This is a genomic window from Acidisarcina polymorpha, assembly GCF_003330725.1.
Classification (GTDB): Bacteria; Acidobacteriota; Terriglobia; order Terriglobales; family Acidobacteriaceae; genus Acidisarcina; species Acidisarcina polymorpha.
This window is the reverse complement of sequence record NZ_CP030840.1, coordinates 2,113,894-2,136,576: the sequence shown is the minus strand read 5'-3', so window position 1 is coordinate 2,136,576 and position 22,683 is coordinate 2,113,894. Positions and strand designations below refer to the sequence as shown.

At 58.0% G+C, this 22,683-nt stretch carries 17 protein-coding genes and 1 tRNA gene; 9 read left to right on the top strand and 9 right to left on the bottom strand.

What is annotated here, in order from left to right:
• The first annotated feature begins 242 nt into the window (after positions 1 to 242).
• From ACPOL_RS09225 to ACPOL_RS09210, 4 genes are all read left to right on the top strand, one after another.
• Complete coding sequence (locus ACPOL_RS09225; protein WP_114206787.1) at positions 243 to 4,238, top strand: DUF7948 domain-containing protein; 3,996 nt, start codon at positions 243 to 245, stop codon at positions 4,236 to 4,238.
• A 63-nt stretch (positions 4,239 to 4,301) separates the two neighbouring features.
• A complete protein-coding gene (locus ACPOL_RS09220) occupies positions 4,302 to 6,953 on the top strand; it encodes a beta-glucosidase (RefSeq protein WP_236657352.1) in 2,652 nt (883 codons plus the stop codon).
• A 156-nt stretch (positions 6,954 to 7,109) separates the two neighbouring features.
• Positions 7,110 to 8,294, top strand: coding sequence for a PHP domain-containing protein (locus ACPOL_RS09215; RefSeq protein ID WP_114206786.1), 1,185 nt, complete (start codon positions 7,110 to 7,112; stop codon positions 8,292 to 8,294).
• 21 nt (positions 8,295 to 8,315) lie between these two features.
• Complete coding sequence (locus ACPOL_RS09210) at positions 8,316 to 9,377, top strand: sugar phosphate isomerase/epimerase family protein (protein ID WP_114206785.1); 1,062 nt, start codon at positions 8,316 to 8,318, stop codon at positions 9,375 to 9,377.
• Positions 9,378 to 9,401: 24 nt separating this feature from the next.
• On the opposite strand, the gene ACPOL_RS09205 is transcribed toward ACPOL_RS09210, so the two are convergent.
• Positions 9,402 to 10,061, bottom strand: coding sequence for an NAD-dependent epimerase/dehydratase family protein (locus ACPOL_RS09205; RefSeq protein ID WP_114206784.1), 660 nt, complete (start codon positions 10,059 to 10,061; stop codon positions 9,402 to 9,404).
• Between the two features lie 162 nt (positions 10,062 to 10,223).
• Here ACPOL_RS09205 and ACPOL_RS09200 point away from each other — a divergent pair, with 162 nt between their 5' ends.
• Complete coding sequence (locus tag ACPOL_RS09200) at positions 10,224 to 11,285, top strand: hypothetical protein (RefSeq protein WP_114206783.1); 1,062 nt, start codon at positions 10,224 to 10,226, stop codon at positions 11,283 to 11,285.
• 327 nt (positions 11,286 to 11,612) lie between these two features.
• On the opposite strand, the gene ACPOL_RS09195 is transcribed toward ACPOL_RS09200, so the two are convergent.
• From ACPOL_RS09195 to ACPOL_RS09180, 4 genes are all read right to left on the bottom strand, one after another.
• Entirely contained in the window at positions 11,613 to 11,873 is a 261-nt protein-coding gene (locus ACPOL_RS09195; protein ID WP_114206782.1) for a hypothetical protein, read from the bottom strand.
• Complete coding sequence (locus tag ACPOL_RS35870) at positions 11,873 to 12,016, bottom strand: 4Fe-4S binding protein (protein ID WP_349700487.1); 144 nt, start codon at positions 12,014 to 12,016, stop codon at positions 11,873 to 11,875. The genes ACPOL_RS09195 and ACPOL_RS35870 overlap by 1 nt, the downstream gene beginning before the upstream one ends.
• Before the next feature lie 255 nt (positions 12,017 to 12,271).
• The gene (locus ACPOL_RS09185; protein ID WP_114206780.1) at positions 12,272 to 12,610 is read right to left on the bottom strand and encodes a hypothetical protein; all 339 of its coding nucleotides are present in this window, start codon (positions 12,608 to 12,610) and stop codon (positions 12,272 to 12,274) included.
• 11 nt (positions 12,611 to 12,621) lie between these two features.
• The gene (locus ACPOL_RS09180; protein WP_236657524.1) at positions 12,622 to 13,143 is read right to left on the bottom strand and encodes an RNA polymerase sigma factor; all 522 of its coding nucleotides are present in this window, start codon (positions 13,141 to 13,143) and stop codon (positions 12,622 to 12,624) included.
• Between the two features lie 251 nt (positions 13,144 to 13,394).
• Here ACPOL_RS09180 and ACPOL_RS09175 point away from each other — a divergent pair, with 251 nt between their 5' ends.
• From ACPOL_RS09175 to ACPOL_RS09165, 3 genes are all read left to right on the top strand, one after another.
• Complete coding sequence (locus tag ACPOL_RS09175) at positions 13,395 to 14,639, top strand: pyridoxal-phosphate-dependent aminotransferase family protein (protein ID WP_114206778.1); 1,245 nt, start codon at positions 13,395 to 13,397, stop codon at positions 14,637 to 14,639.
• 109 nt (positions 14,640 to 14,748) lie between these two features.
• Entirely contained in the window at positions 14,749 to 16,347 is a 1,599-nt protein-coding gene (gene serA, locus ACPOL_RS09170; protein WP_114206777.1) for a phosphoglycerate dehydrogenase, read from the top strand.
• 219 nt (positions 16,348 to 16,566) lie between these two features.
• On the top strand, positions 16,567 to 16,938 hold the full coding sequence (locus ACPOL_RS09165) for an FmdB family zinc ribbon protein (RefSeq protein WP_114206776.1): 372 nt from the start codon (positions 16,567 to 16,569) through the stop codon (positions 16,936 to 16,938).
• Positions 16,939 to 16,952: 14 nt separating this feature from the next.
• Here ACPOL_RS09165 and ACPOL_RS09160 read toward each other — a convergent pair whose 3' ends face one another.
• The 4 genes from ACPOL_RS09160 to mmuM all read right to left on the bottom strand — a co-directional run bounded on the left by ACPOL_RS09160 (position 16,953) and on the right by mmuM (position 22,380).
• Entirely contained in the window at positions 16,953 to 17,249 is a 297-nt protein-coding gene (locus ACPOL_RS09160; RefSeq protein WP_114206775.1) for a DUF6496 domain-containing protein, read from the bottom strand.
• Positions 17,250 to 17,368: 119 nt separating this feature from the next.
• A complete protein-coding gene (gene purF / locus ACPOL_RS09155) occupies positions 17,369 to 18,883 on the bottom strand; it encodes an amidophosphoribosyltransferase (protein WP_114210725.1) in 1,515 nt (504 codons plus the stop codon).
• A gap of 17 nt (positions 18,884 to 18,900) precedes the next feature.
• Entirely contained in the window at positions 18,901 to 21,261 is a 2,361-nt protein-coding gene (purL, locus tag ACPOL_RS09150; RefSeq protein ID WP_114206774.1) for a phosphoribosylformylglycinamidine synthase subunit PurL, read from the bottom strand.
• A gap of 153 nt (positions 21,262 to 21,414) precedes the next feature.
• A complete protein-coding gene (gene mmuM / locus ACPOL_RS09145) occupies positions 21,415 to 22,380 on the bottom strand; it encodes a homocysteine S-methyltransferase (protein ID WP_236657351.1) in 966 nt (321 codons plus the stop codon).
• Positions 22,381 to 22,553: 173 nt separating this feature from the next.
• On the opposite strand from mmuM, the gene ACPOL_RS09140 reads away from it, so the two are divergent.
• Positions 22,554 to 22,630 (top strand) — tRNA-Pro (locus tag ACPOL_RS09140).
• Positions 22,631 to 22,683 lie beyond the last annotated feature (53 nt).

The following is a 22,683-nucleotide window of genomic DNA, read 5'->3' as shown; positions in this document are numbered from 1 at the left end:
CGGTGCGTTCGTTTGCTTAAACACACGAGAAGAGAATCTACCTGAAGCTTTGGCCGATCGAGAGTCAATGCCCAAGGTTCCATAAGATCCACTTGACTTTGGCTGGAAATGGCCGCATCGTTATTTCGCATTTCTATATGGTCCCCGGCCGCTTCGGGACTATGCTACCCCTCCACCCCCAACCCTACCAGCAGCCGTTTTAAAGAACGTTACGGCACTGCCTCATCCCCCGAGGAGCAACCATGAAGAGCTTTCTGCCCGTCGCATTTTCCTTGTTGGCCATGAGTCCGATGGTCGTCAATGCCCAGGAACCTGACCCCACGATCGCTGCCGCGAACCAGAACCTCGCGCCCGCGAAGCTTGTCTCTCCAACGAAAGCCGCGTCGCCTGCGATCACAGCCGCTTACGGCAAGCTGCCCCTCAGCTTTGAAGCTAACCGAGGCCAGAGCGATCCGCAGGTGAAGTTCCTCTCCCGCGGACAAGGCTATTCACTTTTCCTGACTGACACCTCCGCGGTGCTGTCGCTGAGCAAGGATCTTGCTTCGCAGCCGAAGACTAGCGCAATAGGCGGCAAGGCCGCCCCTCAAAAAGCCGCCAAGGTCAAGACCGATGTCGTACGCATGGAGCTCGCGGGCGCGGCGCGCGGCATGCAGGTGAGCGGGGCCGATCCGCTGCCGGGCAAAGCGAACTACTTCCTCGGCAAAGACTCGTCGAAGTGGCATACGAATGTGCCGACTTATGCCAAGGTCAAGTACAGCAATGTCTATCCCGGCATTGACCTGGTCTATTACGGAAATCAGCGGCAGTTGGAGTATGACTTCGTCGTCGCGGCAAATGCTGACCCCAAGCAGGCGCGCCTGCACTTCGCCGGAGCTAGCAAGCTAAAGCTCAACAGCGGAGGCGACCTGGAAATCATCGCCAAGGACGGAGAGATCGCCTTCCATAAGCCAGTTGTTTATCAGTTGAAGGATGGTCAGCGTCAGCCGGTCGAAGGCAGCTTCCAACTGCTGGCGAACAATACCGTAGGGTTTCGGTTAGCGAGCTATGACCAAAGCAGGGAGTTAGTGATTGATCCGGTACTGGCCTACTCCACCTACTTGGGAGCAGGCTCCGACACCCCTGATGCTTTGGCTGTTGATGCAGAAGGAAATCTTTACTTATCTGTCGAAAATGATAGCCCGTACCTAGTGAAGTTCGATGCTGCCGGGTCGACCATGATCTACTCTACGTCCCTACCCGGAACAGGCTCATCTAACAATGACAATGTGGGGGGTATTTATGGGATCGCGGTCGACGCAACCGGCAATGCGTACTTGACGGGTGCAGCGACCATCTCTAATTTTCCGGTAACGCCCGGCGCATTCCAAACCGTTTACAACAGCATTAATGGTACAGGCTTCGTAACCAAGCTGAACCCGACTGGCGGCATTGTCTATTCAACCTTGCTTGGTGGGAGCTCTAGTGACTTTGGCACTGGAATCGAGGTGGATGCAGAGGGAAACGCCTTTGTCGCCGGATACACATCCTCAGCCGACTTTCCCACAACTGCCGGTGCCTTCCAGCCGAAGGCCAATATCACAGACAGTTCCGTTGGATTTGTCACCAAGCTGAATGCGGCGGGCTCCTCACTGATCTATTCCACTTTCCTTCAATCAACATCGAGTAAAGAGAATATAAGCTATGCTACCGGCATCGAGATAGACGGGACGGGCGACGCCTATGTCGCGGGGTATACGCACGGCCCCGATTTTCCTACTACGCCGGGCGCCTATAGCACGGTAAATACTTATACCGCTTATGTGGCCAAGCTCAACCCTGAGGGCTCAGGCCTCGTCTACTCCACCTACTTCCCTTCCGAAGGCCTAGGAAGCATGGCGGTTGACAGTGCCGGAGATGTCTACTCGGTAGCTAGTACTGGGCCAGTCACCAGCGGCGCCTTTCAGGCAAGCGGCAAAGGCTGGACCGGAAAGCTCAATTCCACTGGCACAGCTCTCATTTATGGCACCTACGTCGGAGGGACAGGCGAACTCAGCGGAAAACCGGGCGACTTAATAGGAATCGCCGTCGATCACCAGGGCCACGCCTTCGTCTCCGGATACAGCTACGGAGGGTTTCCGGTCACGCCCGGTGCCTTCCAGACCACCTACAAGGGTGTTAATTACCCCCAAAGAGCTGGCTATTCTTCGAATGGGGTACTCGCGGAGTTGAATGCCGACGGATCGGCCTTGCTCTATGCCACTTATCTTGGTGGAAGCGGGAATATACATGGGGACGGCGATTCCGCAAGGCAAGCCGTGATCGATGGTTTCGGCAACGTCTACATCAATGGAATTGCGGCCTCTCGAGACTTTCCCGTCACCGGAGGCGCTTTCCAAACAACAAACGAGGCCGGTGGGGCAGGCAGTCCGTTCGTCGCCAAGTTCGCCTTCCACGGAGGGACGACAACGACAGTTACGTCGAACCACAGCTCACCGGTCGCGGGTGAGGAGGTCACTTTCACTGCCCATGTTGAGCCGGTCAGTGGGACCGGCATCCCCCCCGGAGAGATTACTTGGAAGGTTGATGGAACTGTTGTCGCGCAGTCGGCACTGAACGGAAACGGCAGCGCGACTTACTCGACCATCCTCTTCGCCCCGCAGCATGTGATCGCCGCCAGCTACTTAGGGGAGCCGGATGTGTACTCGGCAAGCAGCGGAGCGCTCACGGTCACTGCAAGCCAGGTGGGTCCGCCAATTTTTGCGGTGGCAGACGCCCCGGGCGACAATCCAGTCGAACAGCTCATGCTGAGTTCTACAACCCCCAATACCTCGATCTACTACACCATCAATGGAGGCACACCCACGCCCTCTTCGAGGCTGTATCATTCTCCGATTACCATCCTAGGAACTATGCACATCCAGGCGATCGCCGTGTACAACAGTGCCTCTAGCATGGTTTCTTCGGCGACCTATACCTCGCCGACTTACCCAACGACACCGGGGATCAACTTTAGCCAGGGTTTCCCGTTGAACACTTCAGCGATAACCACAAATGGAAGCGCCGCCGTACTTAACGGAGACTTGTATCTGACCCAGGATGGCTATGATCAAGCAGGAAGCTCTTTCTATGCCACTCCAGTGAATGTGCAATCGTTCACCGCCGACTTCACGCTACACATTTCGGGAAACGCGGACGGTATGACCTTCACCATCCAGAATTCGGGGCCGAAGGCTCTCGGGGGCGATGGCGCCGGCTTGGGATATGTGACCATCCAAAAGAGCCTCGCCATCAAATTTGATATTTGGGACAATGTGGGTGAGGGTCCGGATTCAACCGGCCTCTATACCGGGGGAAATACACCGACAGTTCCGGCCATAAATCTCTTGGGAACTGGAATTAATCTTGCAGACGACATCCCTTATGGCGTCCATGTTACCTATGACGGCGCCATATTGAACATGACCATCACGAACCTCTTCTATGCACCAGATTCGTTCTCGCACTCCTGGGCGATCGATATCCCAGCAACGGTGGGCGGCTCGACCGCATATGTTGGTTTCACTGGCAGTACCGGAGGGACGACCTCACACTCCGTTATTCAGAACTGGACCTACCTTGCCGGCGCTCCGGCCGGTCCAAGGTTTCCTACTGGCTTAAATGGCGGAATCGGACTCTACCTCAATGGCGTCGCCGTTCCCGCTGGCCCAGCGATTCAATTGACAACCGGCGGTGAAAACCAGGCCGGGAGCCTTTTCTTCCCGAACGCCCAGAACATACAATCCTTCACTTCGCAGTTCAGCTTCCAGATAGCCGATCCGGCTGCGGATGGCTTAACCTTCACTATCCAGGGAGTGGGACCGGTGGCCCTAGGCGGGATTGGAGGAGGGCTCGGCTACGCCTCGATTCCGAAAAGCGTGGCACTCAAGTTCGACCTCTTCAACAATGCGGGAGAAGGCGTGAACTCGACCGGCGTCTACATCGCAGGAGTTGCGCCAACACTCCCAGCGATCAATCTCGCGGGAACCGGTATCAACCTGCATAGCGGCGATCCCATGGTCGTCGGACTCGTTTATGCCAACTCGGTATTAACCATGACGATCACCGACCAGATCACCAAGGCGCAGTATACGCATCCGTTTTCAGTTGATATTCCCTCCGCAGTTGGAGGAAATACCGCTTATGTCGGGTTTACTGGAGCGACCGGCGGTGAGGTGTCAACCCAAAGCATACTCAATTGGACATTCACCCCTAAAAGCTAGCAGTTGACTCCCGCCCGCGACTCGTAGAAAGATGCTTGCGTAGCTCTTTCTGCGAGGTGCGTGGTGCGGATATCTCCTTTAGTAAAACAATTTATCGCGATAGGCTTCGGGTTTTCTATCGGGGCGCTGGCGCAGTCTTCTCTGCCTTACCAGAATCCATCTCTGCCTACCGAACAGCGGGTGAACGACCTGGTCTCGCGGATGACCTTGGAGGAGAAGGTTTCGCAGATGCAGAACCATGCGGCGGCGATCCCGAGGCTCGGGGTTCCGGCGTATGACTGGTGGAGCGAGGCGCTGCATGGGGTGGCGCGTTCCGGCTATGCGACGGTCTTTCCGCAGGCGATCGGCATGGCCGCTACCTGGGACACTGATCTGATTCATCACGAGGCGGAGATCATCTCGACCGAGGCCCGCGCGAAGTATGGCGACGCGATCGCGCATGGCAACCACGACATCTACTACGGGCTGGATTTCTGGTCGCCCAACATTAATATCTTTCGCGATCCGCGCTGGGGGCGAGGGCAGGAGACGTATGGCGAAGATCCGTATCTGACCAGCCGGCTGGGCGTGGCGTTCGTCGAGTCAATGCAGGGGAACGATCCGAAGTATTTCAAGGTGATTGCGACACCTAAGCACTTCGCGGTGCACAGCGGTCCCGAATCGCTGCGCCACAAATTCAACGTGAATGTCTCCCCCTATGATCTCGAAGACACCTATCTGCCTGCCTTTCGCGCGACGATCACCGAGGCCCATGCGGATTCGATCATGTGCGCCTATAACGCGATCGATGGTGCGCCCGCCTGCGCGAACACGATGCTGCTCCAAGAGCACTTAAGAAAAGCCTGGAACTTTCAGGGGTACGTGACCTCCGATTGCGGGGCGGTCGGAGATATCTCCGAAGGGCACAAATATGCTACCGACTTGACCGGAGCTTCGGTCGCCGCAGTAAAGGCGGGAACCGACACGACCTGCGGCCCGGAATACCCAACCCTGGTGCAGGCGGTGAAAGATCACAAGATTAGCGAGCAGGAGATCGACACCGCGGTGAAGCGGCTGTTCACGGCCCGATTCCGCTTGGGGATGTTCGATCCGCAGGAGAGCGTGCCTTATTCCAAGATCGGCTTTTCGGAGAACAACACCGCAGAACACCGCAAGGCCGCCCTGGAGGCGGCGGAGAAATCTATTGTTCTGCTGAAGAACGACACCCGTATTCTCCCTCTGGCTTCGGAGACTGGCACGATTGCGGTGATCGGCCCGAACGCGGCGAACCTGGCATCGATCGAAGGCAACTACAACGGGGTTCCTTCCGCCCCGGTCGTGCCGTTAAAGGGGATCGAGGACCACTTTGCCGGTAAGTCGAAGGTGGTCTATTCGCAGGGTTCGGCTTTCACGGTCGAACTGCCGCTTGTGGTTCCTCGGACGGTCTTCCATCCATCGGCGGGTAGCAGCGAGGTCGGACTGAAGGGCGAATATTTCAGCAGCGGCGACCTGTCCGGCACCCCGGTCGTGACCCGCGTCGATCCCAATCTTGATTTCGACTGGCAGAGTGCTTCGCCCGTGGCGGGGTTATCGTCGACGCTCTATTCCGTTCGATGGACGGCGATGATTCAGGCACCGGGAGCGGGCGACTACAAATTCGGTTTCCGCGACGCTGACTGCTATCCCTGCACCGAAGAAGATAGGATTCGCGTCTTTGTGGATGACCGCCAAGTGGTCGATGGTGGGCGAAAGGGAAACACCAGTGGGGCAAACTCCTTCAGTGTGCATTTCGAACAGAACCAGTCTCATGCGATTCGCATCGAGTATGCGCATCAGGGCCAAGAACGGGGAGGGGGTATTCGGATGGAGTGGGAGCCGGATGCCGCGGCGCTGCGCGAGCAAGCGGTCGCCGTGGCCAAACAGGCGGATGTCGTCCTGGCGTTCGTCGGTCTATCTCCTGACCTCGAGGGTGAGGAGATGCCAGTCCACGTGGAGGGTTTCAGCGGCGGCGATCGCACCGACATTGCGCTTCCTGCAGTTCAGCGGCAGCTGCTCGAAGCGCTGAACGCGACAGGGAAGCCGCTGGTGGTCGTATTGATGAACGGCAGCGCGCTAGCAGTCGATTGGGCGAAGGAACATGCGGCGGCCATTCTCGAGGCCTGGTATCCGGGTGAAGAGGGGGGCACGGCCATCGCGGAGACCCTGGCTGGAACAAACAATCCCGCCGGTCGATTGCCGGTGACCTTCTATCCATCGGTAGAAGACCTGCCTGCGTTCGACGAGTATTCCATGAAAAATCGCACCTACCGCTATTACAAGGGGCGGGTGCTCTATCCGTTTGGCTACGGGCTTAGTTACACCAGCTTCTCGTACGGCGAGCTGAAGATCACCCCTACTGAGGCGAAAGCTAACGGACCCGTCCAGGTAAGCGTGACCGTCAGCAACTCCGGGAACGTAAAAGGCGATGAGGTTGTTCAGCTTTATCTAACCGCTCCCGGCGCGTCTGCTGTGCGAGCCTTGAAGGGCTTCAAGCGGGTTTCGCTGGAACCTGGAGCTTCAAAGCAAGTGGATTTTGCTCTCGATGCCCGCGATCTAAGTCGCGTCCGCGAGGATGGCAGCCGGGCGGTGATGCCCGGTAAATACACGTTGTCAGTCGGTGGATCGCAGCCGGACGGTTCGGCAAAGGTCCTCGAAGGAGGCTTCAGCATCCATGGCACACAGGTTCTGCCGAAGTGAGCGAAACGAGTGGCAACGCAGACACGTGCGCCCGTGCGCAACATTATCCCTCATTCTGCGTTGAAGTTTTAGTGATATAAACAGCTCTGTAGAATGTCTGCTGATTCGCTGAAGGGGCGGCGCGGTAGAAGGTGCTGCCGGCTGGGCGGAGGCTTATTGCGAAGTCAACTGGTGTATCTGTCGAGAGATCGCAACGTTCCTGCGTCCTTTCGTTCCGGAGTTTCACTCCATAGTCATACTCATCATTCCCGCGAAAGCCTGGGTTTCGTAGCTGGTATTCTGCGCAGCAAAGGGCCAGTCAAGTCCTGGTTGGAGCGCCGTGAGTTGCATTGCAAGAGAACGACCGGCTTGGCCCTGAACCTGGAGCACGCTTACTGGACCCCTCCCTTGAGTGGCGGCCGGGCATTCGAGCTGGAGAGGCGGCAGATCGAGTCCATAGGACTTCTGCCGATGGTGTCTCTCTCGGACCATGACACCATCGAGGCGTCGTTGCAGCTCCGGGAAAAGCTGGAGACGGTCGATGCCCCGATTTCGGTGGAATGGACCGCGCCATGGGGCGCGTCGAAGTTCCACCTCGGGCTTCACAATCTGTCCGCTTCACTCGCGCGTGACATCATGTCAAGCTTGCGGGCATGTACGGCGACTCGTGAAGACGGCAAAGTACGCGAGATGATAGCGGAATTGCATAGCATGCCTTCCGTCCTAATTGTCTTCAATCATCCGGTATGGAACCTGTATGACCTGCCGGAAAATATTTTCCAGTTTGAGCTTGATCGGTTCCTCGTCGAGAACGGACGCTTTCTTCACGCCTTTGAACTGAATGGGCTCCGCCGGCGGGAAGAGAATCAGAGGGTTGCCGATCTAGCCGCGAAATGGAACCAGGTGCTGGTTTCGGGTGGCGACCGTCACGGCTGTGAACCCAACGCCAACCTGAACCTCACTCGCGCAGAGGATTTTGAGGAGTTCATTTCGGAGATCAGGAACGAGCGGCGAAGCACGGTCCTTTTCATGCCGCAATATGAGGAACCGATGGGGTTGCGGCTCTGGCAGAACTTCCTCGACATCATTCGGGAATATCCCAATTACCCGGAAGGACAGAGGAAATGGGATGAGCGCACCTACCACCCGGACCATGCCGGGGCAGTCGTCCCGGTTTATAAGCTTTGGCCGAATGGCACGCCGAGCCTCTTCAGGAAGCTGTTTGGCGCCGCTCTCTTGATGGAGCATCGTCACGTGCGCGAAACGATGCGCGGCTTGATCCCCGGCGACCGAAACCAGCTTTTTCTGGCATCTGAGCATTCAACTGCCTGTGCGGAGCTGTCGCCCGCCTGGTACGACTAAGGCCGCAGAGATATACCGACTATGAAGACGATCAAAGGACCAGGGATCTTTCTAGCGCAATTTGCTGGAGATGAAGCCCCTTTCAATTCTCTCGACTCGATGGCTGGCTGGGCGGCCGATTTAGGTTATAAGGCAATCCAGATACCTTCCTGGGATGGCCGCCTCTTCGACCTGACGAAGGCGGCGGCGAGCAAAACCTACTGCGATGAAATTGCCGGGATTGTTGCCGGTCATGGACTTGCAATCTCGGAGCTATCGAGCCATCTGCAGGGCCAGCTGATTGCCTCTCACCCTGTGTACAACGCGCAGTTCGATGATTTCGCACCGGCAGCGGTTCGAGGCAATGAGACGGCTCGTCGCGCCTGGGCGGTGGAGCAGTTGACGAATGCGGCGAAAGCCAGCAGAAATCTCGGTCTTTCGGCGCACGCTACGTTTTCGGGTGCTTTGGCTTGGCCATTCTTTTATCCCTGGCCGCAGCGTCCCAAGGGGTTGATCGAAGAGGCATTCGCCGAACTCGCGAAGCGATGGAGGCCAATTCTCGATGTCTTTGAAGAGGCCGGAGTCGACGTCTGCTATGAGCTTCATCCCGGCGAAGATCTTCATGACGGCGTAACCTTCGAGCGCTTCCTGAAAGAAGTCGGAGACCACCCGCGGGCGCGCATTCTGTACGACCCTAGTCATTTCGTGCTCCAGCAGCTGAATTATCTGGATTTCATCGATATCTATCACCCCTTCATTCGGGCCTTTCACGTAAAGGATGCGGAGTACCGGTCGAACGGGCGTTCGGGAGTCTACGCCGGATACCAGGACTGGATCGACCGTCCAGGGCGCTTCCGCTCCCTGGGAGACGGCCAAGTAGACTTCGGAGCGGTCTTCAGCAAGTTTGCACAGTATGACTATCCAGGCTGGGCAGTGCTGGAGTGGGAAGACTGCATCAAGAACGCTGAAGATGGAGCGAAAGAAGGGGCGGTGTTCATTCGGGACCACTCGATCCGGGTCTCCGACCGGGCGTTCGATGATTTCGCTGGAAGCAAGACCGATCCGGGCTTCAATCGGAAGCTGCTCGGATTGACGGCCGGCTAGAGCAGAAGCACCGTCACCTGCTAATCAGAAAGTGCTAAGGTCTCGCGCCTCGAGGACTGGCTTCACATAGCCGTCCCTGGCAACCGACAGCATGGCCCGGCCGAGTTGTTCGGTGGTGACGATCGATCGAGGGAATGCGGCACGCAAGAGCGGCAACATGGGTGCGCTCCACGCATAGAAAATCCGATATAGCCGGGTCTTCGATTTGATTCCATGAAGCGGCTGGATGAACCCGGGCCGAAACATGTAGGAGGCAGGAAAGCCTGCTCTAAGTAGCGCATTCTCGGTGCGCCCCTTGATCCGTGCCCACATCGTTCGCCCGTGCTCGGTGCTGTCGGTACCGGCCCCGGATACATACACAAAAGTGATCTCCGGGCTGGCCCGCAGCAATGACTGCGCGGCCGCTATGGCGATGCCGTATGTGACGTGTGTGTATTGCTCTTCAGTCATTCCCGAGGATGAAACGCCGAGGCAGAAGAAGCAAGCATTGAGCCGCGATAATTGGGGTTCAATGGAGCGGAAATCCAGAAAATCCTGATGAACAATCTCGTGGAGCTTCTGGTGATGCTGCCCGGTCGAAGTTCTAACGACAGAAATGACGCGGGCTACTTCTGGGGAGAGCAGGCATTCACGGAGCACTCCTTGACCGATCATGCCCGTCGCTCCAAATAAAACTACATCCATCGTATGGCCTTCTTTCAACTGGTTCTACTCTCCATTACCGGACATTTACAACCTTTGAAGTTTCGTTACCGTCCTAACGCTGACTATCTCATTGTGGATAGCCGCTTCTATGGATCGCCAGAGGAAGGATAGCTGCAGCTCAGCCGCGACGCCCAGCATTCGATGCGACAAGGAAGAAAACTCAGCCTGCTAGCGTTATACGGGGTTGCCACTCTGCAGTTTGCCTGGTGCTATCTATGGCTCACGCGGCCCTACGTCAACACCTCGCTTTACGAAGAAGGCCGCGCGGCGATGCCCTTCCAGGGACGCTGCTTAATGGTTTTTCCAATGCGGTGGGCGCATGCAAGCTCGCTTCTGCATTGGCTCTCTCAACCCTTCGCCGTGTCCCGATTCTGGTTCCCCCGGACCGTGCAGCCTGAAGTGCTGGTGCAGGCGATGCTGAATGTGATTTGCATCGCCGTGACCGGCATACTCACCACCAGGATCTATCAAGCCAGCTCCAGAAGGCAGCTACTGACCCCGCTCGTCTACCCGCTGGTGCTGGTGACATGCGCAGCAACCTACGTGATGCACACAGTGCAGAACTTCCGCTTCATCTACGACTTTCCCAGCCTCGCTTTTTTCGCAGCCGCGATGTACCTGCTTTACTTCCGAAAGCATTGGGGCTATTTTGCCGTCCTCTTCCTTGTCGCCACGATTAATCGCGAAACCACCTTGCTGCTCTTACCTCTTTATTTATTGAATCAGGCGGTAGAGGGCGGAAAGCTGCGGTGGAGGCTGCTATTTCGCGGCAAAGCGCTGGCGGTGGTTGTGCCCCTGGCTTTCGTCTGGCTCTGTTGGCAGGTTTTTGTCCGGCACCTTTTCGCTCATAATCCCTCGGAGTTCTACCCGCGGCTGGATTGGAACGTGAAATCGATCCTCGCCCCCCATGCCTGGCCGCAGCTGCTGAGTGCTTGCGGATATCTCTTGCTGTTTGTCGCAGTGATGCGCCGCCGGATTATGGATCCGCGGTTGAGGGCCTGGATGTGGCTGATCCCGATCTGGACTGTCTTCATGTTCGTCTACGGCATTTTGATCGAGACCCGGGTATTCGGAGAGCTGATTCCCTTCGTTGTCTGCGGAACTTCACTGATTCTAGAAGAGTTGCTTGTGGAGAGGATTCGACGCCCCGCGCTGCTCCCAGTTCGCAATACGGGTGAGGCAAGCATCAGCAAAGCAGCTTAGCGTCCGCTGCTCAGGGCGGAATTCTCGCTCTCCGTTTCGAATCACGTTCAAGTCTCGAACTCTTTCATTTGATCCATGCTCCACACCGCGAATCAGCGTGGAAAACCCGTGCACCGGATTGGTGGTTGCAAAAGCCATAACCAAATCGCGGACGCTCGCAACGGCCACGGGTGCTTCCCTCTGATCGTCATGAAATCAAATGGATCACTTCTTGCCTCGCTGAGCTACATCTACAACCATGTCCAGTAACGGCTTTCGAAGGGCATCCATCAACAAACGACATAGTTCGGCAAACGGCCAGCAGTGACGGCGACTGAAGTTTTCAGGTCACGTCACTGCTGGCCGGCCTTGTTCCCGGTCGCTTGCCAGTTGGAGCCTTTCGCGCAGTCGTTGATTCTTCTCCAACAACTCAACGACAAGCCGCCGCAATCCGGAAAGCTCAAGCTCCAAGTCGGCCGACGGAGACTTCTGCGACTCCTTTACCATTCCAGCGGCGAGCGGCTCCCGCTTTTCGCGGCATACCGGGCAGATGGCAGGCGCGGCCGCATACCCTCTATCCTGAGCATGATCTCTATATTCGATTCCCATTACACTCCACTCCTAACCAGTTGGATTGCTCCTTCGGGGCAAGCCGAAACGCAGACGCCACATGCCTGGCAAGCCTCTGCTCGCACTGCGAATGCTTGCCGGTTTCCATGCACCGAAGCCTTGATTCGCGACAAGAATGGCATCGCGGACCTCTCGGCCTGACCGATCTTTCGTACTTCGAAGACGTCGCATGGGCAGACCGAAACACAATCGTCTTTGCCTTCACAGCGGGTTCTATTTATGACTGGCACAAATCTGCCCGCCGGTTGTGGACAGTCAGCTGATTTCGCATTCTTTGACATGCTTGGCCTCGTTTGCTGTTTCGCCGCTGCTTGGATGTCTGGTTGTGGTAACGGAAATAGCCCGGATGGTAACAGCTGGCAGAGAGGAACCGTAATTCAACCTTCGCGTACGCGTTCGCGAAATTCGGCAGGCCGGAAGCGCCCGCCAATGCCACAGCTGAACTTTTCCCGCTCCTCCGGAGACATCTGCTCCCAACGCTCTTCCATTCGCCGCCGCCAGTGCATCCCGCGGCCTGGTCCTCCCCGAAATCCGCCGAAGAGGATCTTGCACAGCACCAGAAGACCAACTGCTTGCCAGAAAGTGATAGTGTGCCAGTCAAAGAGTCTCGGCATGAGCCAGTTCCAAAGGCCTTGAACCACGAACCCAAAAACCGCCACTGCGATTACCCCAACCAGGGCAATTTTGACTCCCTTTGCCAATCTGTTTCCTCTCATTCTTCCCTCCCTCATTTCTTCCCAAATTCCTGATAGATCGAGTGCAGCCGCTTCCGCAGGTGCAGCACCGCGTATCGTTTGCGGGACAACAGCGTATTGACTCCTACATTGGTTTCAGCCGCGATCTCCTTGAAACTCAGCCCGTCGATCTCATGCGCGATGAAAACCGCCCGCTGTGCTTCCGGCAGCTCGTCCAGCGCCTCATCGAGCTCCTCCAGCAGCACTCCCCTGACAAATGTGGCATCAGGACCTTCTTCGGGCGAGGGCAGCAGATCCTCGAGTAGCAGCGGCTCACCTTCCTCACTGCGATACCTCTCATCATTGAGCGACTCGCCCTTCCGCTTGCGAAAAGCGTCGATGATCCGGTTCTTAGCTACACGGAACATCCAGGCGCTGACCTGCTCTATCGGCTTCATCAGGCGGTAGGTCTCGATCAGTTCACAGAACACCTCCTGCAGAATGTCTTCAGCCGTGCTGCGATCGACCACGTGGTTACGGATGTAGCTAAGCAGGCGCGATCCATCCTTCTCCATCGCCAAGGCAATCAGTTGGTCCTGGTCAACCGTCCTTTGATCTGCTTCTGGCATTTGTCTCTGCGGATGTAGACGGGAGCGCTTGAAAAATATTGTGGCAATTCTTCTTCGTGAGTTTTTGCCTTTGTTTTCTGAGGATTTCCTGTCCGGAGTGGAAACATCGGCGAAGCCTGCCGGAGCTTTCAGGAGGCGATTGCGGACGGCGGGTGTTCCCGCATTGGGTACAATAAAGCCAAAGGACTCAACCCACGATGATTCGTAAGACGAGACTATTCACTCCCGGACCGACTCCTCTGCTTCCTGCCGCGCAGTTCGCGATGGCTGCCGCCGACATTCATCACCGCACGGCGGAGTTCAAGGCGCTCTACTCGAAAGTGCTGGCGCAACTGAAAGAATTCGTCGGCACGAAGAACGATGTGCTGCTCATGGCAGCCTCCGGCACCGGAGCGATGGAGGCTTCGGTCTCCAATCTGACCTCTCCTGGCGATCGGGTGCTAGTGCTTTCTGCCGGTAAGTTTGGCGAACGTTGGACCTCTCTCGCCAAAGCGTTTGGCTGCGAAGTCGATGTGGTCAGCGCCCCTTACGGCAAGACGTTCGATTTGGAAGAAGTGCGGGCTGCGCTGAAACCTGATACCCGCGCGGTCTACATGCAAGCGACGGAGACCTCGACCGCGATCCGCCATTCTGTGCGCGGAGTCGCCGACTTGCTCAAGGCGGCCGACAGCGATGCCCTGCTAGTGGTCGACGGCATCACTGGACTTGGCACCACCCACCTCGACGTAGATGGCTGGGGGATCGATGTGGTCGTGGGAGGCTCCCAGAAGGCGGTCATGATTCCGCCCGGCCTTGCCTATCTCAGCGTCAGCGAGCGGGCATTTACGCGGATGGGAACTACCAAGAACCCGCGCTACTACTTCGATCTGCTTAAAGAGCGCAAAAACGCCCTCAAGGGCGATTCCTCCTATACGCCCTCGGTCGCGCTGATCGCTGGTCTTGGCGCGGCGCTCGACTATATCGCCGCTCAGGGCGGCGGCAACCTCGCCGAAGGCCGCAATAAGCTGATCGAGAACGCGGAAACCTGCGCTGCCATGACTCGGGCCGGTGTCGAGGCTCTCGGTCTCAAGCTGTTCGCGCCGGATGCCCCCGCGGCGGCTGCGACTGCCGTCATTGCTCCCGAAGGTGTTGATTCGGGAGTCGTCGTAAAGGAACTCAAAGCCCGCTTCGCCGCCATCATTACCAACGGCCAGGGCGAGATGCAAGGCAAAATCTTCCGCATCGCGCATCTCGGCTATTTCGACTACATGGACACCATCGCACTGGTAGGCGCGCTGGAGTTGGTCGCCATCGACACGCTCAAACTCCCCGGTGTGCGGTTGGGCGACGCGCTGACCGCTGCGCAGAAGGTCTTCGCCTCGCGCCGGCCCGATGAGGCAGCCCAGCAGCTTGCCGAGAGCCAATCCTCGCTTGCGCCTATGGAAGTAACCGCAGCTCGCTAAACTTCACGCTGCGATTCAATGTCAGGCCGACCGGCCGGAGGGGATTTGCGCTGTTCGCAGATCCCCCTCCTTCGGTGCGGCTTCCGAATAGAAAGAATGAAGGAGCAGGATGAAGATCGTTCTCGCGGAGAAAGTGTCTCCAGCAACGCTCGCCGTGTTTCAGCAGGAACCCGGCTGGGTCGTCGTCACTCACGACCAGATTAAGAACGGACTGGCCGCGGAATTGGCCGATGCCGATGCCCTCGTGGTTCGTTCGGCGGTCCAGGTCGATGACGCACTCCTGGAATCTGCGCCCAAGGTTAGGGTGATCGGGCGCGCCGGAGTTGGCGTCGACAACATCGATGCAGATGCAGCCACCCGGCGCGGCATGGTCGTCATGAACACTCCGGGCGCCAATGCCGTCGCCGTTGCCGAATTGACGATCGGCCTCATGCTCGCCTTGGGACGCCAACTGCCCAAGGCCAACATCGGCATGCATGCTGGGAAGTGGGAGAAGAAGTCTCTCAACGGCTCTGAGCTGCGCGGCAAAACGCTGGGGATTCTTGGCCTCGGCCGCGTCGGTCTGGAAGTCGCCAAGCGCGCACGGGTCTTTGGCATGGAGTTGATTGGTCATGACCCCTACGTCTCTGCCGCCGTCGCCCGCGAAGCCGCCATCAAGCTGGTATCGGTCGAGGATCTTTTCAAGGAAGCAGATTACCTCACACTTCATGTCGGCCTCACCCCGCAAACTGCCGGCATCATCAATGAAGCCTCGATCGCGACCATGAAAAAAGGCGTCCGCATTGTCAACTGCGCTCGCGGCGAGTTGATTATCGATGAGGCGCTGCTCGAAGCGTTGAAGAGTGACAAGGTCGCCGGGGCGGCGCTCGATGTCTTTCGCGAAGAGCCTCCGAAGGATTCCCCGTTCACCAGTTTCGAGAACGTGATTCTCACTCCACACATCGCGGGTTCGACGGCCGAGGCACAAGAGGCGGTCGGTATCCAAATCGCCATGCAGGTGCGCGAATATCTCAAGCATGGCGTTGTTCAGAATGCGGTGAATTTGCCCTCCCTCTCACATGAGGAATATCAGGAAGTCGCGCCTTACCTTGAAATGGCGGAACGCCTGGGAACGTTTCTCGGACACTCCCTGCAAGGCAACATCGAGAGCATTGATCTGACCTATAGCGGACGACTCGCGGAAGCCAAAACCGATCTGGTTCGCAATGCCGCCATTCAGGGCATCTTGTCTCATTCCGAAGCGGTGAATCGCATCAATGCAGCCTCTGTTGCTCAGGAGCGCGGCATTCGCGTTCATGAAGAAAAGGACAGCGCTGCCATCGGCGGCGCAGGCAGCGTGCTCAAGATTGTCCTGCACACCAATGCCGTCGAAGCGTCGGCGAGCGCAACCGTACTGCATGGCAACTCGCCTCGGCTGCTGAACCTCGATGGCATCGACATCGAGGCTCCGCTGCAAGGCACGCTCTTGTCGCTGCGTAATCTCGATGTTCCGGGAGTCATCGGCCGCATCGGCACAATCCTGGGCGAGCACAATGTGAACATCGCCAACTTTGCCCTAGGACGATCGGTGCGCAGCAAGCATGTGCCGCAAGGTTCCGCATTGGCGGTGGTGCAGGTGGACGGCAATGTCACCACCAAATTGCTCGAGGCATTGCGATCAGCCGACGGGATCGTTCAGGCCGGCGTCGTCACCCTCAACGAAGCGTAAGTCAACCTAACCTTGGGCGGCGCCTCTTGTTTGCGCCGCCATGTTAATCGGTGAATCTGTAATACTGACGTATAGGCGATTGGACATCTAAGCCTGGTGAACTGAAGTCAAGCTGGCGTGTGCTCTTTTTGAGAGAGTGCGTTCCACTGTTACAGATCGCCTTGACGAGCGAAACGATGTCCATAGCATTGCCATCGGTTTAGAAGCAGGAGTACCCCAATGCCGCTTTATGAATACCGCTGCACTGCATGCGGCCACCGTTTCGAAAAGATCCAAAGCTTCAGTGCGCCCGACGAGAAGGAATGCCCGGTATGCAAGGGCGCAGTAGAACGCCTCATCTCCGCACCAGCCGTGCAGTTCAAAGGCTCGGGTTTCTATTCGACAGACTATCCTTCGAAATCATCCGCTGCCCCGAAGGCCGACGGAGGAGGCAAGAGCGAATCTTCGAGTGAAGGCTCAAGCAAGAGCGAAGGAAGCAAGGATTCTTCATCGAAATCCGCAGGTGACGGAAGCAAGTCCAGTTCGGATAGCTCATCCTCTACGCCGTCAACGAGCGCGGCTGCTTCAACTTCGTCGCCTAGTAAAGAGTAGGACGGCCTCGAAGGTTAGTTGCTCTTCCTGGTGGAGGTCTTTTTCGCCAAAGCTGACTTCTTCGGTGGAGGCGGAACCTTCACCCCAGACTTCCGCGCTTCTGATAATCCGATGGCGATCGCCTGCTTCGGGTTCGTCACTTTCTTGCCCGTCCCCGTTTTCAGCTTGCCTCGCTTCATCTCATGCATTTCGGTTTCGACCGACTCTGAGGCCTTGGGACTATACTTCCGTCCGCCGCTCTTCCTGCTCGCACTTTTGGCGGGGGACTTTTTGGTCGTAGACTTGTTGGCGGCCTTTTTGGCTGCAGGCATAGCAGTTCCTCCACCGACTTGGGAAGCGTGGCTGCAACGTGGGGTTGTACTTGAGTGGTCCGAAGAACGGCACCGGTTCGCAGGATGCAGGTGGAAGCTGCAGCAGAGTGATCAGCAGCTTACCGGGCGCCTACCGCCGCCGGCAAGATGTCTTCCACGTCGACCCATTGGGTAGGATAAATCCCGGTATAACAAGCCGTGCAGTAATGGTTGTTCTCGACGCCGTGACAGGCCTGTTCGAGGCCATCAAGTGAGAGATAGGCCAGCGTGTCTGCTTCGATGTAGCGGCGAATCTCTTCGACGGAGTTATTCGCCGCAATCAGCTCCTTCTTCCGCGGCGTATCCACTCCATAGAAGCATGGCGAGATCGTTGGCGGACAACTGATCCGCAGATGGACTTCCTTCGCGCCCGCCTGCCGAACCATGCGCACGATCTTGCGGCTCGTGGTTCCGCGAATAATGGAGTCGTCGATCAGGATGATTCGCTTGCCCTCAAGCAGGTTGCGGACGGGGTTCAGCTTGAGCTTCACGCCGAAATCGCGGACGCGCTGCTCGGGCTCGATAAAGGTGCGGCCCACATAGTGGTTGCGAATCAAACCGAAGTTGAACGGGATACCGCTTTCGGCTGAGTATCCAAGCGCCGCCGTCACGCCGGAATCAGGAACCGGCACGATCAGGTCGGCGGGAACGCCCGATTCTCGGGCGAGCTGGCGGCCCATCTGGTCGCGGCTTTCCTGCACCCAGCGGCCGAAGATACGGCTGTCCGGACGCGCGAAATAGACATGCTCGAAGATGCAGCTGGTCTGGGGGACGCCGGTAGAATATTGCCGCGAGGTGACGCCATCCTGGGTGACCATGACGAGTTCCCCGGGCTTGACATCGCGCTCCCACTTGGCGCGGAGCAGATCGAAGGCGCAGGTCTCGGAGGCGAAGACGATCGTGTCGGGGCCGTCCGGGTTGACGATGCGACCCATCGAGAGCGGCCGGAAGCCGCGCGGATCGCGGGCAGCGAAGATGCGGTCGCGGGTCATCATCACGATCGAGAAGGCCCCGTCGACCTGCGAAAGCGAGTCGGCGATCGCGTCGACCAGAGTTCCGGCGTGGGAATGCGCGATCAGTTGAACGATGATTTCGGAGTCGCTGGTGGTCTGGAAGAACGCACCGTCGCGTTCAAGCCGGGTACGAATGTTGCCGAGATTGACGAGGTTGCCGTTGTGGGCGATGGCGATGAGGCCCTTGGTCGAATCCACCCGAATCGGCTGCGCGTTGAGCAGCGCCGAGTCGCCAGTCGTCGAATAGCGAGTGTGGCCGATGGCCATCTCGCCCGGCAGCTTGGCCAGCACGTCGTCGGTGAAGATGTCCGCGACCAGGCCCATGCCCTTGATGTTCGAGAGGTTCTTGTAGTCGGCGGTGGCGATGCCAGCCGATTCCTGTCCGCGATGCTGCAGGGCATAGAGGGCGAGATAGGCCTGGCGCGCGGCGTCGGGATGGCCGTGGATGGCTACGACTCCGCACTCTTCGTGGAGGGTGTCTGCGTCGTCCTCCACAACTTTTGTCCTCCTGCGCGGAGCCGCGCAGCGGCGTAGTCGAAGGATCTGCGCTTCCAGCGGCTCCGCGCCGGGAACACCCTCCATCAAGAGGCGCGGAGTCTTCACGCGTGTACCTCGGTTAGGAGGGACGAGAGGGTGCCAGAGTGGGCAGCCTCTAGCTCCGATATATCGGTGTGTATATAAGTAACACTGTCGACCTTCCTAAATTGATTTCGATCTGTTTCCTCGTAGACCGAAATTGCAATGCGGAACGTTCCGTCTGTCACCGTGCCCATCTTCCATATGTTAGGAGCGCCCGAGCGAAAGGCGGATTCGACTTTTTCGACATTGTGAGGCGAGCAGGCTACGATCACACGCCCCGAACACTCCTCTGAAAATAAGCGCACAGAAGGCACTTCCGTTGGATAACCGATAAGGTTTATGTCCACTCCGGTTTTCTGTGCAAAACAACCTTCTGCAAGTGCTACAGCCAGGCCGTCTGAGATATCGATGGCGGCGGTGATCAAGCCGTCCTTCGCCAGCGCCGCCAGTCTTCGGTGCAATTCAGCTTCGACCGACAATGCCCACGAGTTCATATACGGCGGCCTTCCCCAAAGCGCGCCTACAATGAGCTTGGCATACTCGGAGGAGCCGAATTCCTGTATAGCTGTGTGGCCTGCGGACCCTCCCGCATCGATGAGGAGCAGTACATCGCCTGGGTTAGAAAAACTTGACCCAACAGCCTTCGTCACATCGTCGATAATCCCAACGATCCCGATCACTGGAGTCGGATAGATTCCTTCGCCCCGAGTTTCGTTATAGAGCGAAACATTCCCGCCTGTGATCGGGGTCCCGAGCGCCTTACAAGCTTCGCCAATGCCGTCGATGGCGGCGGAGAGCTGGGCCATGATCTCGGGCTTTTCGGGGTTGCCGAAGTTTAAACAGTTGGTTGCGGCTACGGGAGTTGCGCCGGTGCAGGCGACTTTACGGGCGGCTTCGGCGACTGCGTGCATGGCTCCGAGCTTGGGATCGAGGTAACACCAGCGGCTGTTTCCGGCCAGCGCCATCGCGAGGCCTCGATTTGTTCCTTTAATCCGCATAACGCCCGCTTCGCCACCCGGCCCTTGCACCGTGTTCGTCTGAACCATCGAGTCGTACTGCTCGAAGACCCATCTTTTGGAACAGATGTTCGACGAGCCAAGAAGCTTCTTCAAATCCGCGGTATAGTCGCGGGGCTTTTGCAGTTCCGCCAGAACTTCAGCCGGTGGATCGAGCGGTACCGGAGCCTTCCACGTGCCGACTGGCCGATGGTAGAGCGGTGCGTCGTCGGTCAGCGATTCATTCGGTATATCGGCGACCAGTTCGCCGTGATGGCGGACGCGCATCCGGTTCTCGGCTACCACCTCGCCGGCGATGGTCGCGTCGAGGCCCCACTTGGCAAAAACGCTGAGAACTTCCTGCTCGCGGCCTTTTTCAGCGACCAGCAACATCCGTTCCTGCGACTCGGACAGCATGATCTCGTAGGAGGTCATGCCAGTCGCTCGCTGCGGAATGTTGTCGAGCTCAATCTCAAGGCCGACCCCGCCCCGCGCGCCCATCTCGCAAGTCGAACACGTTAAACCGGCAGCTCCCATGTCCTGAATGCCGAGGACCGCGCCGGTCTTCATCGCCTCGAGGCAGGCCTCAAGCAGGAGCTTCTCCATGAACGGGTCGCCCATTTGCACGTTGGGGCGCTTCTGCTCCGAGCCTTCCTTGAACTCTTCGCTCGCCATGGTGGCGCCGTGGATGCCGTCGCGTCCCGTTTTGGCGCCAACATAGATCACGGGATTGCCGACACCTGTGGCCTTCGCGTAAAAAATTTCGTCCAGCCGAACCAGTCCTAGCGCAAAGGCGTTTACCAGCGGATTACCCGAATAACAAGGCTCGAAGCGCGTCTCGCCGCCGAGGTTCGGCACGCCGAAGCAGTTGCCGTATCCAGCGATGCCGCTGACGACGCCTTCCATGATGGTGTGATTTTTCCGAATGACATCGGACGCGGTTTCGGGAGACTCCCCGGGCGAAATCGGCCCGAAGCGCAGCGAATCCATTACCGCCAGTGGTCGCGCGTTCATAGTGAAGATATCGCGCAGGATGCCGCCGACTCCAGTGGCCGCGCCCTGAAATGGCTCGATATAGGACGGGTGGTTGTGCGACTCGATCTTGAAGGCGCAGCCCCAGCCGTCGCCGACATCGATGATTCCGGCGTTTTCGCCCGGCCCCTGAACTACGCGGTCGCTCTTGGTTGGCAGCCGCTTCAGGTGAACTTTGGAGGATTTGTAGGAGCAATGTTCGCTCCACATGACCGAGTAAATGCCCAGCTCTGTGAGGCTCGGGACCCGGCCTAGCGCCGCTTCTATCCGCGCATATTCTTCAGCGGTGATGCCGTGCTGCGCCAGCAGCTCGGGGGTGACGTTCGTGGGCGCGGGAGGAGCAGCCATCCTCATCACATGAGGTAAAGTCACGGTAGGCGACTCTGAATTCATAGCGGTATTTTTATTGTCGCATGGGAAAGACCGGTCGTCCTAACACTTGAACCCGACTTCTGGCTCATCTGAAGCCTGTCAGCAAAATCGTGTCCGGCAAACAGGCGCCCGTGATCACGCGAGAACCTCGCGGATGGTGCGCACATGCGCCGGCCCGGTACGACAACACCCACCGACAATCTGAGCTCCAGCATCCACCCATTGAGCGGCCAGCTCCCCGAACCCGGCCGGATCGGCCGTGCCCGACCATGTTCGTGTTGCCCCATTCCAGCTTTCCCCGGAATTGGGATACACCACGATCGGCTTGTCCGTGGCTCTCCTGACTTCGCGGAGCAGCGCGGCCACCAAGTTTGGCGGCGTGCAGTTGATCCCAACGGCGACGACTTGGGGCGCGGCGTCGAGTAAGGCGGCACATTCCGAGATGGGTTCCCCATGGGCGACACGTGATTCATCTTTGCAGGTGAAGGTCACCCAACCCCCAATCTCCGAGAACGGCGCGAGTGCCTTGACGATCGCCTTGGCTTCTTGAAAGGATGGGACGGTCTCAAAGGCGATGAGGTCGGCACTCGTCCCCGCCAGGACGGCCACCCGCCGCGCATGAAACGCCACGAGTTCGTCAAGGGAAATCTCGTAGTTGCCGTGGTACTCGGCGCCGTTGTGCAGCGCCGCCCCATAGGGGCCGAGCGAGGCTGCTATCAGGACTTCGCGGCGAGAAGACGGAAAGAAGCCGGCGCGGGCGTCTTCTGCGATCTGGACAGACTTTACCAGGTCGGCAGCAGCGGCGATTTCAGCATCTTTCGGGGAGAGTCCGGCGTCCGCGTAGGCCTCGGCTGAGACTTGGTAGCTGGCAGTGAGGATGCAATCAGCGCCAGCAGCGAGATATGCGGAGTGGACCGCAGCTATCTTCTCCGGTGCTTCCCGCAGGACGCGCGCCGACCAGAGTGCGCCGGATAGATCGCACCCCAGCTTTTCAAGCTCGGTCGCCATGCCACCATCCAGCACCCGCACGCCGGAAAGGTCGAGTTGGTCGAGTGGGGTCATCTCGAAGCTGATTTCGTTCCTCTGCCGCCTCACTTTCACGACAACGGCTCCTCAATTGTGACAGAAGGAGGCAGAGACGGGGGGTCCAACCGCTCCCGGATGGCCTCTAGCGAAGGTCGTGCTGAACGCGGTCTTTCTGCTACACTTAAGACTGCTTGTGGCGATCGAAGGACCTTCCAGGAACCCCGCGCCGGAGCATCCTTTCACACGTTCGGGGAGTGGCGCAGCCTGGTAGCGCACCTGCTTCGGGAGCAGGGGGCCGGAGGTTCGAATCCTCTCTCCCCGACCAACTTTGGCCTCGCTAAGGCATCCTAAACTAATCTCATCGTCATCTTTTGCGCC